Source organism: Flavobacterium johnsoniae, assembly GCF_001879205.1.
In the GTDB taxonomy this organism is placed as follows: domain Bacteria; phylum Bacteroidota; class Bacteroidia; order Flavobacteriales; family Flavobacteriaceae; genus Flavobacterium; species Flavobacterium johnsoniae_A.
This window is the reverse complement of the sequence record NZ_MLFK01000013.1, coordinates 215338-231080: the sequence shown is the minus strand read 5'-3', so window position 1 is coordinate 231080 and position 15743 is coordinate 215338. Positions and strand designations below refer to the sequence as shown.

Here is a 15743-nt window from a genome sequence, read left to right as displayed (position 1 = left end):
GCTTAGGGATAGCGTCGAGGCATTTTTTTTTAAATTAATTTAAACTTATGGTCTAAAACAAATTGGTGTAAATGATATTAAACCCATATACAATACAGATTACCGAAGAAACAATGATTAAACTGTATTGCAGTTTTTGAGATTTGAGAATGCTTTTTGTAAAAGGAATACTAAACAGTCCAGATGCTATAAACATGCCCAGAATCGACCCGATTCCGAAAATTAAAATATATAATAATCCTTCTAATGGTGTTTTTATTTGCGAAATAACCAAAATAACCAATGAACCGCTTCCCGCGAGTCCGTGCACTAAACCAACGCCAAAAGCAGTTTTATAATTTGCGGTTCCATCGTAATGTTTATGCTTAAAACCAGCGATAGGGTGCGAATGGGTGTAAGTATGCGCATGCATGTGTGTGTGAGTAACCCCATTGCTGTGCGTATGCGGGTGACTGTGATAATAAGTATGCGAGTGTGTTTTTTTATACAATAATTTAAACAATCGAATGGTTCCTAAAATTACCAGCATCAATCCAACAACAGCTTCAAGATAACTAAAGATATTTTCGCTAATCGAAATTTTAAAACCAATCATAATCACTCCAACAATAAAAATTGTAGAAGTATGACCTATTCCCCAGAACATTCCGTCTTTAAGAGCATCTTTTATTTTGCTTCTGTTTGTAACAAGATTATTAACAGCCAATAAATGATCTGCCTCAAAAGCATGCTCGAGTCCGGCGTAAACTGTTATTAGTAATCGAATCATTTTATATCTTATAAATAATTGAAATAAGCAGCACAAGCTCCTTCAGAAGAAACCATTGGCGCTCCTAAAGGATTAGAAGGTTTGCATCTTTTTCCGAATTCCGGACATTGATTTGGCTTTTTATTTCCGGTTAGGATCTGGCCGGCTATACATAGTTCTTCTGTTTTAACAGTACAAGTTTGTATTGAAAATTTAGAATTTGCATCATACATCTTATAGCTTTCTCTTAATACGAGTCCGCTGTTTTCAATTGCACCTATTCCTCGCCATTCCTGCGTTCCTATTGTAAAAACGGTGTTTACAACTTCCTTTGCTTTTATATTTCCTTCTTCTTTTACCAGTCTGGTATATTGGTTTTCTACCTCATGTTTTCCTTGTTCCAATTGCAAAACGGCATGATAAATAGCCTGAACCATATCTGCAGGTTCAAATCCGGAAACTACAATCGGAATTTTATATTTTTCAGCAAGAGGATAATATTCTTCCAGACCCACAATCGTACAAACATGTCCCGCACCTAAAAAAGCATTTATGGTACAAAATTTATCTGATAAAATGGCTTCCATCGCAGGCGGAACTAATACATGCGAAACCAGTAAACTGAAATTAGTCAACCCCAGTTTTTGTGCATAAATTACTGCCAAAGCATTGCTGGGAGCAGTAGTTTCAAACCCTACTGCGAAAAAAACTACTTCTTTATCCGGATTTTTTGAGGCTATATTTACAGCTTCTAAAGGCGAATATAAAATTCGTAGTTCACCGCCTTCAGCTTTGGCCTGCAATAAACTATGCGACGATCCCGGAACCCGAATCATGTCCCCAAATGAACACATGATTACCCCTTGCTTCATTAATTCGACCGCTTTATCAATTAAGGAAATTGGAGTAACACAAACGGGACAGCCTGGTCCATGAATCATTCGGATGTTTTGTGGTAATAAATCTAATAATCCGTTTTTGACTAATGAATGAGTCTGGCCCCCGCAAATCTCCATAATGTTCCATTGACGAGTGGTTATCTTATGGATTTCATGTATATAATGTTTAACCAGTTCGGGATTTCGATATTCAGACAGATATTTCATTTTTAAACAATATTTAAAAGTTCAATAATGAAAACCAGAGTAGAATTGGGCTGAATCATGGGCAGTGCACCAATAGGACCGTATGCTAAATCATGCGGAATATAAACTTTCCAGCGGGAACCTTCCGGCATTAATTGCAAAGCTTCCTGCCAGCCGGTTAAAGTTTGTAAAACACGCATTTTTTGAGGACCGGTCTCTTTGGTAGAATCAAATACGTTTTTGTTCAGCAGATAACCTTCATACAAAACATTTACAGTATCTGTAATTTTAGGTATATTTCCGTTTCCTTCCACTAAAACTTCATATTGTAAACCGCTCGAAAGCGTAACAACTCCTTCTTTTTCAGCATTTTTTTCTAAAAAGACTTTTCCTGTTTCGGCATTTTTAACTTTTAATTCTTCCTGAAGAAGCGCGACATAATTGTTAAATATTTCAATAGAACGCTTAGGCGAAATTTTTTCTGCAGATTTCTCAAAAACAGATTTCATTCCGTCAATATAATCTTCATATTTAATTTCATCAAAGCCAATATCCTTTAAGCTCAAAGCCATTACAACTCCAGCCGAATATGAAATTTTATCTTTTTCTTCGGTTTTACCAATGTGCCCTAATAATTCCAGAATATCCATAGTTTAATTTTTTAGATGTAAATAATGATTGAGTTGTCCAAAAGAGATATTTTCGTCATTTGGCGAAAGCATTTCGTGAAAGTGTAATTTGTATTTTGGTTTTAGATGGTCAATAATCAAATCAACAAGAACTGAATTCTGAAAAACGCCGCCGCTAAAAGCAATTTCTTTGGATTTTGATAAACTGGCAGCTCTTTCGATGCATTTCACCAAAGTGTAATGAAAATTTAAAGCAGCAATTTCTGGTTCTACCTGATTTTTAACGGCTTTAATAATCTGTAATAAAAGTTTTTTGACGGGAATAACAGTGCCTGCTTTTTCATCTTTTAGATAATCTTTTACTTTTACATTTGATTTATTAAAAGCTTGCTGTGCCAGATTTTCCAGATAAATGGCCGCTTCGCCTTCAAATAAAATAGGCTTGTCAAATCCAAGAGTAAAAGCAACGGCATCAATTAGTCTTCCTATTGAAGAAGTTTTAACAGAACTATTTTTGATATGTTTCGTATAAATCTTAAGCTCATTTTTATTGAAAAAAGTATGGAAATAGCCATTATTTTTGCTAATTGAAAGTGCCGAAATTTTCGGGTTTTGGGCCATTTGATCTCCTAGAATCCATGAAAAATATTCGAGATGTCCAATTCGGTTTATAAGGTTGTAATTGTATTCAAAAAATTCACCGCCATATATTTCTTTCTCACTTCCAAATCCTGCGCCGTCCCATATAACACCTAATATTTTAGATTTTTTCCAAAGTTTTTTTTCGCTTAAAATTGCAGCAAAATGAGCTTCGTGGTGCTGGATTTTAATTGTTTTTACAGTTTTATCCTGGGTTGTAAAAGCATTAACTATTTTATTGTTTTCGTAATTTGGATGCTGGTCGCAGATGATTGTTTTAGGAGAGAAATCAAAAAAACGCTGGTAATTTTCTATTTTTTTTTCAAACCTTTTATAAGTGTCATAATTTAACAAGTTACCAATATATTCGCTCATATATACCTGATGATTTGGCGTTATGGTAACCGTATTTTTCAAAGCTGCACCAAGACATAGTAATTTTTCTGAAGAATTTTCTAAAAATGAAAAATCAAGATTAGGAGCAAAACCTCTGGCATGTCTTAGAATAATTTTTTGCTTATTTTTTCTGGAAAACCTGATAACCGAATCATCCTGAGAGTTTTGAATCTCTAAATCATGGTGCAAATAATAATCGGCTATTGGGTTAAGGGTTTTTACAGCTTCATTTTCATCAGAAAAAATAGATGAGCCATTGAAATTTCCGCTGGTTGCAATTAATGGTTTATGAAATGAAGTTGAAATCAGATACAGCATTCCAGAATTGGGTAACATTGCTCCAATAGTTTTCATGTTTGGAGCGATCTGCTCAACAGCTAAATCTAATTGTTTTTTTAGAGGTAAAATTACAATTGGAGCCTGAGCCGATTTAAGAAGATTCTTTTCTGTTTTATGACAGAATAAATAGTTTTCAATTTGTTTGGTGTCGTTAAATAAAACTGCAAAAGGTTTTGTTAAACGTTTTTTTCTGTTTCTTAATTCTAAAACTGCATTCGAATTTGTGGCATCGCAAAGCAGTAAATAACCGGCTGTGTTTTTAACGGCAATTATTTTTCCCTCATTTAATTTTTCTGAAACAGCCTCAAAAATTTCCTTATTGCTGCCGGGAATAGCAATGCCATTATTATCTGTAAATGTAATTTGAACGCCGCAGTTTAGTACAGGAATTGGTTTGCGAATGAAAACGTATGTCTTTCGGATTATGATATTCTTCCAGACAGTTATCACACATTTTAAGTGCGTTCATGCTTGTGTTTTCTCTTTCAAAAGGAAATTTTTTTGCAATTGCATATCGGGGTCCGCATGAAGTACAGCTTATAAAAGGATAATAATAACGAGGATTTTCCGGATCTAGGATTTCTTCCTTGCAATTTTTACATATTCCAAAATCAGGAGTTAAAGGTGAATTAACGGAAATGTTTTTCGCTGTTGGTTTTATAAAGAAGGAATCAAATTTTTCTTCAATTGCAACCTCAGAAATCTGGATGGAATTTATTTTTGCATTTTTAGGATGTTTCCTTTTTAACTCATTTAAAAATGCGGCCGCAGTTTTTTCATTTTCCTGAACGATGATAACAACACCAGATTCATTATTAGAGACATAACCTCTTAAATTGAATTTGATGGCTAAATTGTATACAAAAGGCCGAAAACCAACACCTTGTACACTGCCTAATATTATTATTTGAAATGAAGGGTTCAAGGAAACAATTATTAATTTTTAATTTTTTCTATTTGCTGCAAAATTTGGGTCGTTACTTTTTCGATCGCAGCATCTACTTTTGAAGAAAGAGTCATGCACATAGGTTCCATTTTTGAAATGGTAATGGTGTACAAATAAATTTCGGGCATGGTATCCATCATAGACAAAATATCGACCATGTCTTTAAGTCCAAAATTATGTCCGCTCAGTGAAATTGGGAAATCGTCTGAAAATCTTGGTTTAAGGAGTGTAATAGTTCCTTCTTCTTTACCATCCATTGTAGCATCGACGATGATTACTTTTTTATGATTTTCTATATAGGGAATTAAAGTAAAACCTCCGGTTCCGCCGTCAATAAAGGAAATACCTTCAGGAAACTTGCTTTTATCAATTCGGTTTATAAATTGAACGCCAACACCTTCATCTCCCATTAAATAATTACCAATTCCAAGTACCAGAATTTCATTCCCATCAGAATGAAAGGCATCCAGTTCTCTTGTCATAACTTCTTCTTGCATGTCAATTTATCTTTATGAAATTTATTCTAAAACCGAAGTTTTGGTTTTGGTTTCTGGGGTTTCTTTTTTTAGTACTGTATCCTCGTCTTGTCTAATTCTTTCTCTTCGAACAAATTTGTAGCCGCTGACCATTGCCGATGTTTCTCCCAAACCTTCTAACCAATCATGAAAAAACACTAAGTAAATATGAACTATCGCAAACAGAATAAAAGTCCAGGTTGTAAAATGATGAATCGTTCTTACGTTAAAATCACCTCCGCATAAATTGGTAACCCAGCCAAACATTTTCGGGAAAAACCAGGTCGAAGTAGGAGCGTACATGGCAAATCCGGTTCCAATCATGATAAGTCCCATGATAAACATAACCAAATACGAAGCGGCCGCAACACTATTATGGCCAACAGCGCCAGTAGGAGAGCCGTTTGTTTCTTCGTTTTGGAGGAAAATATCATATTTAATTACGTGCCACATTCTTTTAAAACCTTCTTTTTTGAAGGGTAAGAATACTCGCCAATTGGCATATTTATTTCCTTTAAAAGCAAAATATACCCTCAAAATCATGACAGCAACTAAGAGATAAGCGCATAAAAAATGAATTTCGCGAATGTACCCAAGCCAAAATTGATCTGTTGCTTCTTTAGTAGAAATAATACCAGGCGGATTGCCGATAATAAATCCGGTTGCGACAAGTCCAGTGATAGCCCAGGCATTTACCCAATGAAAAATTCGAATGGGTAACTGCCAGATGTAAGCTCTTTTATAATCGTTAGTTTTTGTTGACATATTGTAATATTTAAATAGTACAAATAGAAATATCGTTTACAGCCTTTATGATTTCACCTTTTTCATCATATAAATGCACTGCGCACGCAATGCAGGGATCAAATGAATGTATCGTTCTAATGATTTCTAATGGCAGTTCAGGATTAGCAACAGGTGTATGCAGTAAACTGCTTTCATAAGGCGATTTCTGGCCTTTTGGATCTCTCGGAGAAGCATTCCATGTTGAAGGAACCACTTGCTGATAGTTTGCTACTTTCGCATCTTTTATAACAATCCAGTGGCTTAATGCCCCGCGTGGTGCTTCTACAAGTCCCACACCTTGTGATTCTTTTGGCCAGGTTGAAGTTTCCCATTTTTCGGTATTGGCCATTTTAGTATCACCTTTTTTGATGTTTTCAATTAGGTTGTCAAAAAATTCAAGGTTCCAGTTGGCAACTAACTGTGATTCTAAAGCTCTCGCAGCAGTTCTTCCTAACGTAGAAAATAAAGCACCGGCAGGAACTTGCAGTTTTGACAAAGCAGAATCGATAATTTCTTTAAATTCCTCTCTTCCTGATGCATATCCTACAAGCATTCTGGCCAGCGGCCCCACTTCCATAGCGTGTCCTTTCCATCTTGGTGTTTTAATAAAACTGTATTTTTCGTCTACATTTAAATGTGTGTAAGGAGGTTTTGGTCCGGTGTAGTTAATTTTGGTTTCACCGCTCCATGGCTGTCTTCCGGAGTTTCCGTCTCCTTCATAATCGTACCATGAATTGTTTACATATTCTTCTACAGTTTTTAAATCTCTTAGATCTAAATCGTGAACTTTTGTTAAATCCTTGTTTAGAATAACTCCTGCAGGAAATTTGAAGGTATTGTTGTTTGTATTATTATATCCCTGAGTTGGAAAATCTCCAAAAGTCATAAAATTATGGAAACCACCAATAGCGCCCCAATCTTTATAATACCCCGCAATAGTAAGAACATCCGGAAGATAAACCTGTTCTACAAAGCGTTTACCATCTTCTAATAACTGTCTTACAAATGCCAGCCTTTCTGCATTTAGTCCGCTTGCGTCATCAAGATTAATAGAGCAGGCCATACCGCCCACTAAAAAATTAGGATGCGGATTTTTACCTCCAAAAATAGCGTGAACTTTTACAATTTCTTTCTGCCATTCCAGTGCTTCCAAATAATGTGCTGTTGCCATTAAATTAGCTTCTGGCGGTAATTTCATTTGTGGATGTCCCCAATAACCATTAGCAAAAATTCCTAATTGACCACTGGCGACAAACTTTTTAAGTCTTTTTTGCAGATCAGAAAAGTATCCCGGTGAGCTTTTTGGCCAATTTGAAATAGATTGTGCCAATTGAGAAGTTTTTGCAGGATCAGCATTTAAGCCGCTTAAAACATCAACCCAGTCAAAAGCATGCAGGTGATAAAAATGAACAACGTGATCGTGCAGATACAAAGCGCCCAACATGATGTTTCTGACAATTTCAGCATTTGGCGGCACCACAATTCCGAGCGCATCTTCTACCGATCGTATAGATGCTGTTGCGTGTGTTGATGTACAAACACCGCAAGTTCTCTGCACAAATGCCCAGACGTCTTTCGGATTTCTGTCTTTAACAATATTCTCCAAACCTCTAACCATTGTAGAAGAAAGGAATGCCTCTTTTATCGTGCCGTCTGAAATTTCTACTTCGGCTCTAAGATGTCCTTCTATTCTTGTAATTGGGTCTACAACTATTCTCTCTGCCATTCTGTATTTTTTTATAGATTATAAATCCTCTAAGTGTTTTTCGTTTTCAGTTCCCTGATTAATTCTATGGTTGAGTTCTTTTCTTTTTGATATATTCGAAAGAACTGCGTGTACCCCAATACCGGCGGCCACACCTCCAAGGGCAATTTTACCCAGCGTATCTGCATTTGCTTCAATATTACCAGGAGTTATTGCCGCATCTCTGGAGTAAAAACTTCCTGCGTCCCAGAAATCATTGGCACTGCAGCCAATACATCCATGTCCTGACTGAATTGGGTAACTTACACCGCCATTCCATTTCATATTACCGCAGGCGTTATAAGTACTTGGTCCTTTACAGCCCACTTTATATAAGCAATACCCTTTTTTTGCATTTTCATCATCAAAGTTTTCTGCAAATAAACCGGCATCAAAATACGGTCTGCGGTAACAGCTGTCATGAACTCTCTTAGAGTAAAAAGCTTTCGGACGTCCTGCGCTGTCTAGTTCAGGTAATTTCCCAAATGCTACTACATGCACAATAATTCCAGCCATAACCTCGCCAATTGGCGGGCAGCCCGGAACATTAATAATAGGTTTATCAGTAATAATTTTATGAATTGGCACTGCTCCTGTCGGGTTTGGTTTTGCCGCCTGTACACAGCCTGATGTTGCACAGCTTCCCCACGCAATAATAGCTTTTGCTCCGGCGGCCGATTCTTTAAGAATATCCAAAGCGCTTCTTCCTCCAATACAGCAATAATTTCCGTCAGCTCCCATCGGAATCGAACCTTCTACACAAAGAATGTATTCTCCTTTGTATTTGTCCATTGTTGCTTTTTTGGCTGCTTCTGCCTGATGACCAGATGCAGCCATTAAGGTTAGAGTATAATCTAAAGAGATTTTATCTAAAATGATATCGGCCACAATAGGATGGTCAGAACGAATAAAAGATTCACTGCAGCAGGTGCATTCCTGAAAATGCTCCCAGATTACAGGTAAACGTGGTGTAGTTTCCAGAGCTTTAGTAATCTGGCCAATTGCTGAGCTTTGCACACCCATATACGCGCCTATGTACGCAACAAATTTTAAAAAATCTCTCCTGCTGTAACCTTGTCTTTCGATACTGTTATAATAGGTTTCAGGAATTTTGTCTTTATCTTCCATACTGGTTATATTTTTAAGAAGCTTTTTATTTGAAAATGAAATAAATAGATATCAATTTTTTGATTTTACGAAATGCAAAATTATTTAAACCTTTAAAATCGAAACGTGATAATTGTCAGTTTTTACTTCTTTTTTTTTTAAGGTAATTTGCCAGGTTAAATATTTTTTAGAAATAGAATCGCAATGCACGAACTTTCAGTAGTTACTTCAATTGTAAAAATCGTTCAGCAGGAAGTAAATAAGATTAATGGCAAAAAAGCCTTAGAGCTTTACTTGGAAATAGGAAAATTATCAGGAGTAGAGATGGATTCCTTTTATTTTGTCTGGCCGCAATGCATTGAAGGAAGTGCTCTAAGTGATGTAAAATTATTTATTGAAGAACCAATTGGAAAGGCTCAATGTGCCGAATGTGAAACTAAATTTCAGATTGATAAAAGTTTTGACAGCTGTCCCAATTGTAATAGTCCGTTTAAAGAAATTATAGCGGGTAAAGAATTAAAAATAAAAAAAATAATAATTAAATAAGTTAGTTATGTGTACCACCTGCGGTTGTAGTTCTGATGAAAATGAAATAAGATTTACCAAAATAGGAGATAAACATTCTCATTCGCATTCTCACTCTCATTTTGGCCATTTTCACCATCACGATCATGAAGATCATCGTCATGACCATCACCACGATCATGACCACGACCACGACGATCATGATCACCATCACGACCATCATCATCACCATGAACATTCACACGAAGTAAATATCGTACAGTTGGAAAAAGATATTTTATACAAAAACCAGCTTACAGCAGAGCGAAACAGAGGCTTTTTTGAAGCTTTGAATATCTTTTCAATTAATATGGTGAGTTCGCCGGGTTCCGGAAAAACATCTTTATTAGAAAGAACAATTGCTGATTTAAAAGATAAAATAGCTTTTTCTGTGATTGAAGGAGACCAGCAGACAACAAATGACGCCGATAGAATTCATAAACTAAATGTCCCGGTAATTCAGATCAACACCGGAAAAGGATGTCATCTGGACAGCGAAATGATATCGAGAGCGGTAAAAGAATTAAAACCTGTTCCCGATTCAATTTTAATGATTGAAAATGTTGGGAACCTTGTTTGCCCCGCAATGTTTGATTTGGGAGAATTACAGCGAGTTGTCATTATATCTGTAACGGAAGGTGAAGATAAACCTTTAAAATATCCAGACATGTTTTATGGATCGCAAGTGTGTATTATAAACAAAATAGATTTACTGCCTTACCTGAAATTTGATTTAGAAAAACTAAAAGAATACGCTAAAAAAGTAAATCCACATTTAACCTTTTTTGAAGTCTCGACAACATCGGGAGAAGGTTTGCAGGCTTGGTACGATTATTTGGCACAATCAATAAAAAAATAATTTATGTGTTTAGCAGTTCCCGGACGACTTGAAAAAGTTACGATTGAGCTTGATGAAACCTTTAGAATTGGAAATGTTTCTTTTGAAGGAATTATTAAAGAAGTCAATTTAGCGCTAGTTCCAGAGGCAGAAGTTGGCGATTATCTTTTGGTTCACGTAGGTGCGGCAATCGGAATTATTGATGAAGCCGAAGCCAAAAGAACGATGGAAGTTTTAAAACAAATGGGCGAAGAGATTTAATTTTAAGAGATGAACAAAAAATCTGAAGTGATTCATCTACACCATGGAAGTGGCGGTGAACATATGACTAAATTGCTTAATGACGTAATTTTTAAAGTATTAAAAAATGATATTTTAGAAGTTCGTCACGATGGTGCCTTTTTAAATCTGCAGGGGAATTTGGCTTTTTCTACAGATAGTTATGTAATTTCTCCTGTGTTTTTTAAAGGAGGAAACATAGGCGAACTTGCCGTAAACGGAACCGTAAATGATCTTTCGATGTGCGGTGCGGTGCCAAAATACCTTTCTCTTTCTTTAATTATCGAAGAAGGTTTTGGTTTAGAAGAGTTTACACAAATCATTGGATCTGTAAAAACAGCTGCAGACAAAGCAAATGTTCAAATTGTTACGGGAGATACTAAAGTTGTAGAAAGAGGAAAAGGTGATCAAATTTACATCAACACTTCGGGGATTGGAATTCTGCATGAAAAAGCCAATATCAAAACTCAAAATATCAAAGAGAATGATGTAATAATCATTAACGGAGCAATTGCTTCTCACGGAATGGCAATTATGTCTGAGCGTGAAGGTTTAGAATTTGAAAGCGATATTCTAAGCGATACCACAAATTTAAATCATATTGTTCTGGATTTAATTGAACGATTTGGCGATAAAATTCATTTTTTAAGAGATGCAACCCGTGGCGGACTGGCTTCTGTACTGCATGAAATTACAACTGAAATCAATTTAGGGATTTCACTTTTTGAAGATGATATAAAAGTCGAAAATCAGGTAAAAAGCGCTTGTGAATTATTAGGGTTAGATCCGTTATATGTGGCTAATGAGGGGATTTTTGTCTGTCTTGCAGCTCCTGAAATTAAAGATGAGGTTCTGGCAATTTTAAAGAAAGTAAATCCAAATGCGTCAGCTATCGGTTTTGTTACTAATGAACATCCATCTAAAATAATTATAGAAAGTAGTTTTGGAGGTAAAAGAGTGGTGAATCCTTTAGTTGGAGAACAGTTACCGAGAATTTGTTAATATTTAATAACAGTTTTTTCGCCACGAATTTCACGAATTGTTTTTTTATTGTTTGCAATTAGCAAACATTAAAATCATTTTAATCCTTTAATCTGTGGCTATTTTTTAAAATTGCAAATAATAATTCGTGAAAATTCGTGAAATTCGTGGCGAAAAATAACAAAAAAAGCGCCCGAATTTATCGGGCGCTTTTAGTAAAATATATTTCTTAGTTTTCCTCAATCCATTTTCTGGCATTAACAAAAGCTTCATGCCAAGGCGAAACTTCGTCGTTTCTGTCTTTTGGATAATGAGCCCAGTTCCATTGGAAAGTTGAACGCTCAATATGAGGCATCATAACCAAATGTCTTCCTGTTTTATCACACATCATTGCGGTGTTGTAATCAGAACCGTTAGGGTTTGCAGGATAACCTTCGTAAGCATATTTAGAAACGATGTTGTATTGGTCTTCTGGATAAGGCAATTTGAATTTACCTTCTCCGTGAGAAACCCAAACTCCTAAAGTACTTCCAGCCAAAGTCGATAACATAACCGAATTGTTTTCCTGAACTTTTACAGAAGTAAAGATACTTTCGTGTTTCTGGCTTTCGTTATGAAGCATTTTTCCGTGAACTTCGTGCTCCGGATTAATAACTTCCAATTCCATGAACAGCTGGCATCCGTTACAGATTCCAACAGATAAAGTATCTTCTCTTTTAAAGAAATTATCCAAAGCTGTTTTTGCTTTTTCGTTGTATAAGAAAGCACCGGCCCATCCTTTGGCAGAACCTAAAACATCTGAGTTAGAGAATCCTCCAACAGCTCCGATGAACTGAATATCTTCTAAAGTTTCACGACCAGAAATTAAATCGGTCATGTGAACATCTTTTACATCAAAACCAGCCAAGTACATAGCATTTGCCATTTCACGCTCAGAATTACTTCCTTTTTCGCGGATAATAGCTGCTTTTGGTCTTGGTTTAGAATTGTCGATTTCAGGTTTCTTTCCTGTGAAATGTGCAGGGAAAGTATAATTTAAAACCTGATTTTTATAGTTTTCAAAACGTGCCTGAGCTCTTCCGTTTTTAGATTGTTTTTGATCTAATAAATACGAAGTTTCAAACCAGATATCTCTGTACTTTTTAATGTCTAAAGTCCATTCCGAAGCTTCGGAACCAAGGTCTAAAGTCTCATTTGCTGTTGCCGAACCTATTTTGAAGAATTCGATATTGCTAGCTTTTAATTTAGCTTCAACAGCTGCATCTGATTTTGCCTGGAAAACAATTCCGATGTTTTCAGCGAAAAGAATTTTCAATAAGTCTTTTTCTGCGAAAGCGCTGAAATCAATTTTTGCTCCCAAATTCACATCAGCAAAACACAACTCTAAAAGTGTAGTAATTAAACCACCGCTTCCGATATCGTGACCGGCTAAAATTTGGTCTTCACCGATTAATTCCTGGATTGTATTAAATGCATTTTTGAAGAAAGAAGCGTCTTTAATTGTAGACGTTTCGTTTCCGATTGTGTTTCTAATTTGTGCAAAAGACGAACCTCCTAATTTGAAATCATCCTGAGACAAATTGATATAATAAATAGAATCTCCGTCTTTTTGTAAAACTGGTTCAACTACTTTTCTAATGTCAGTACAGTTTCCTCCAGCCGAAATAATAACCGTTCCCGGAGCGATTACTTCGTCGTTTGGATATTTTTGTTTCATCGAAAGTGAATCTTTTCCAGTCGGAATATTGATTCCCAATTCGATTGCAAAATCTGAACAACCTTCAACAGCAGCGTATAAACGAGCGTCTTCACCTTCGTTTTTACAAGCCCACATCCAGTTTGCAGATAATGAAATTCCTTTCAATCCGTCTTTAATCGGTGCCCAGATAATGTTTGATAAAGATTCTGCAATTGCATTTCTAGAACCTGCAACCGGATCAATCAAGGCTGCAATAGGAGCGTGGCCGATAGAAGTCGCAATTCCTTCTTTACCTAAATAATCCAGAGCCATAACCCCAACATTATTCAATGGTAATTGCAATGGTCCTGCATTTTGTTGTTTGGCTACTTTTCCGCCCACACAACGGTCAACTTTATTAGTTAACCAGTCTTTTGAAGCAACTGCTTCTAAGCGTAAAACATCTTGTAAATATTTTTCGAAATCTGCTTTGTCATAAGCTACAGCAGCATATTTTCTATCAATCGTTTTATCTGTCATAACCGTTTTAGGAGAACTTCCGAAGAAATCTTCTAAAGCATAATCCATCGGTTTGGAACCATTTGACTGCGATTGGAAAGTAAAACGGTGATCTCCCGTTACATCTCCAACCTGATACATTGGCGAACGCTCTCTGTCGGCAATTCTTTGTAACGTATCTATATCTTTTTGACCAATAACCAATCCCATTCTTTCCTGAGATTCGTTACCAATAATTTCTTTTGCAGAAAGTGTAGGGTCTCCAACAGGTAATTTGTCTAAATCGATCAAACCTCCCGTTTCTTCCACCAATTCAGAAAGGCAGTTTAAGTGTCCGCCCGCTCCGTGATCGTGAATAGAAACAATTGGGTTGTTGTCGCTTTCTACTAAACCACGAATGGCATTAGCAGCACGTTTTTGCATTTCAGGATTTGAACGCTGAATTGCATTTAACTCGATTCCTGAACCAAAAGCTCCGGTATCTGCAGAAGAAACTGCAGCACCACCCATCCCGATTCTATAATTTTCTCCTCCAAGAATTACGATTTTATCGCCTTCTTGTGGTTTTTGTTTAATTGACTGATTTAGTTTTCCGTAACCAATTCCACCCGCCTGCATGATTACTTTATCGTAACCAATTTTGCGGTCGTTTTCTGAGTGTTCAAAAGTTAAAACAGAACCTGTAATAAGCGGTTGTCCAAATTTATTTCCAAAATCAGAAGCTCCGTTTGAAGCTTTGATCAAAATATCCATTGGAGTTTGGTACAACCATTTTCTTTCTTCAACAGCATTTTCCCATTTTCTGTCATCTTTCAAACGAGAATATGAGGTCATATAAACTGCAGTTCCGGCTAATGGCAAAGAACCTTGTCCACCCGCTAAACGGTCACGAATTTCTCCTCCTGAACCCGTTGCAGCTCCGTTAAAAGGCTCAACTGTTGTTGGGAAATTATGTGTTTCTGCTTTTAATGAGATAACAGAATCAAATTCTTTTATTTCGTAAAAATCAGGTTTGTCGGCAGATTTTGGTGCAAATTGCTGCACTTTTGGTCCTTTTACAAAAGCAACGTTGTCTTTGTAAGCAGACACAATATCGTTAGGATTTTCCTGTGATGTTTTTTTGATTAATTTAAAAAGAGAAGTTTCTTTTTCTTCGCCGTCAATTACAAAAGTTCCGTTGAAAATTTTGTGGCGGCAGTGCTCTGAGTTCGCCTGAGAGAAAGCAAAAATTTCAGAATCGGTTAATTTTCTTCCTAGTTTTACTGCAAGATTATCTAAGTAATCTACTTCTTCCTGGCTTAAAGCCAAACCTTCAACTTTATTGTAAGTTGCGATATCATCAATTTCTAGAATTGGTTCCGGCTGAATGTTTATCGTGAAAATTTCCTGATCTAATTGATTGAATTTCTGATAAAGCATCGGATCAAAATCACTGAAATCTTCCGTTGCCGGATGAAATTCTTCAATTCTGATAATGCCCGGAATACCCATATTTTGAGTAATTTCTACAGCATTTGTACTCCAAGGTGTGATCATAGTGGCGCGGGGACCAACAAAAAAATCCGTCAGTGCGGATTTTTCGATCTTATTCGACTCGGCAAAAAGCCAGTTTAATTTTGAAATGTCTTGAGCTGAAATTTCGTTTTGCGTTTGTACGGCAAAAACAGTTTTGCTTTGGTTTTCAAAGAAATGGATCATTGTGATGTGTAGTTTGTTGTATTGAGCTGCAAATTTAGTTTAAAATAATAGTAAGCGCAAATTTGATAACAAACTCTTTTGAAAAAAATGAAATTGATTCGAAATTAAGTTAAAAATTAAGAATGCGGCTATTTTGGATTAATCCCATAATCTTTTAATAATATCAAGGAGAAAAAATATTTTTCACGCAGATTCAGCAGATTCAACAGATTTTTTTTGGGTGAGAGTATCAATAAATCTGTGTCAATATTT

At 36.1% G+C, this 15743-nt stretch carries 14 protein-coding genes; 4 read left to right on the top strand and 10 right to left on the bottom strand.

Features of this window, described 5'->3' with window-relative positions; translation table 11 throughout:
• Positions 1-52 precede the first annotated feature (52 nt).
• From BKM63_RS23030 to BKM63_RS22990, 9 genes are read right to left on the bottom strand one after another with little or no spacing between them, the layout of a single operon-like run.
• Positions 53-769 (bottom strand): sulfite exporter TauE/SafE family protein, encoded by a 717-nt coding sequence (locus BKM63_RS23030; protein ID WP_071638915.1) that lies wholly within the window; start codon positions 767-769, stop codon positions 53-55.
• Positions 770-777: 8 nt separating this feature from the next.
• The gene (gene hypD, locus BKM63_RS23025; RefSeq protein ID WP_071638914.1) at positions 778-1854 is read right to left on the bottom strand and encodes a hydrogenase formation protein HypD; all 1077 of its coding nucleotides are present in this window, start codon (positions 1852-1854) and stop codon (positions 778-780) included.
• A gap of 2 nt (positions 1855-1856) precedes the next feature.
• Positions 1857-2483, bottom strand: coding sequence for an FKBP-type peptidyl-prolyl cis-trans isomerase (locus BKM63_RS23020; RefSeq protein WP_071638913.1), 627 nt, complete (start codon positions 2481-2483; stop codon positions 1857-1859).
• Between the two features lie 3 nt (positions 2484-2486).
• Entirely contained in the window at positions 2487-4286 is a 1800-nt protein-coding gene (locus BKM63_RS23015) for a Sua5/YciO/YrdC/YwlC family protein (protein WP_071638912.1), read from the bottom strand.
• Positions 4183-4761 carry an acylphosphatase gene (locus BKM63_RS23010; protein ID WP_071638911.1) on the bottom strand — a complete coding sequence of 193 codons (579 nt, stop codon included), beginning with the start codon at positions 4759-4761 and terminating at the stop codon, positions 4183-4185. The genes BKM63_RS23015 and BKM63_RS23010 overlap by 104 nt, the downstream gene beginning before the upstream one ends.
• Positions 4762-4772: 11 nt before the next feature.
• Positions 4773-5279 carry a HyaD/HybD family hydrogenase maturation endopeptidase gene (locus tag BKM63_RS23005; RefSeq protein ID WP_083572322.1) on the bottom strand — a complete coding sequence of 169 codons (507 nt, stop codon included), beginning with the start codon at positions 5277-5279 and terminating at the stop codon, positions 4773-4775.
• A gap of 21 nt (positions 5280-5300) precedes the next feature.
• A complete protein-coding gene (gene cybH / locus BKM63_RS23000; protein WP_071638910.1) occupies positions 5301-6062 on the bottom strand; it encodes a Ni/Fe-hydrogenase, b-type cytochrome subunit in 762 nt (253 codons plus the stop codon).
• A 10-nt stretch (positions 6063-6072) separates the two neighbouring features.
• On the bottom strand, positions 6073-7809 hold the full coding sequence (locus BKM63_RS22995) for a nickel-dependent hydrogenase large subunit (RefSeq protein ID WP_071638909.1): 1737 nt from the start codon (positions 7807-7809) through the stop codon (positions 6073-6075).
• 18 nt (positions 7810-7827) lie between these two features.
• The gene (locus BKM63_RS22990) at positions 7828-8955 is read right to left on the bottom strand and encodes a hydrogenase small subunit (protein ID WP_071638908.1); all 1128 of its coding nucleotides are present in this window, start codon (positions 8953-8955) and stop codon (positions 7828-7830) included.
• A gap of 183 nt (positions 8956-9138) precedes the next feature.
• On the opposite strand from BKM63_RS22990, the gene BKM63_RS22985 reads away from it, so the two are divergent.
• Genes BKM63_RS22985 through hypE form a run of 4 tightly spaced genes read left to right on the top strand, consistent with a single transcriptional unit; the run spans position 9139 to position 11617 of the window.
• Positions 9139-9480 carry a hydrogenase maturation nickel metallochaperone HypA gene (locus BKM63_RS22985; RefSeq protein WP_071638907.1) on the top strand — a complete coding sequence of 114 codons (342 nt, stop codon included), beginning with the start codon at positions 9139-9141 and terminating at the stop codon, positions 9478-9480.
• 7 nt (positions 9481-9487) lie between these two features.
• Positions 9488-10357 carry a hydrogenase nickel incorporation protein HypB gene (gene hypB, locus BKM63_RS22980; RefSeq protein ID WP_071638906.1) on the top strand — a complete coding sequence of 290 codons (870 nt, stop codon included), beginning with the start codon at positions 9488-9490 and terminating at the stop codon, positions 10355-10357.
• Between the two features lie 3 nt (positions 10358-10360).
• The gene (locus tag BKM63_RS22975; protein WP_071638905.1) at positions 10361-10597 is read left to right on the top strand and encodes a HypC/HybG/HupF family hydrogenase formation chaperone; all 237 of its coding nucleotides are present in this window, start codon (positions 10361-10363) and stop codon (positions 10595-10597) included.
• Positions 10598-10606: 9 nt separating this feature from the next.
• Positions 10607-11617, top strand: a complete 1011-nt coding sequence (gene hypE, locus BKM63_RS22970) for a hydrogenase expression/formation protein HypE (RefSeq protein ID WP_071638904.1) — start codon at positions 10607-10609, stop codon at positions 11615-11617.
• Positions 11618-11825: 208 nt separating this feature from the next.
• On the opposite strand, the gene purL is transcribed toward hypE, so the two are convergent.
• On the bottom strand, positions 11826-15491 hold the full coding sequence (gene purL / locus BKM63_RS22965) for a phosphoribosylformylglycinamidine synthase (RefSeq protein WP_071638903.1): 3666 nt from the start codon (positions 15489-15491) through the stop codon (positions 11826-11828).
• Positions 15492-15743: the final 252 nt, after the last annotated feature.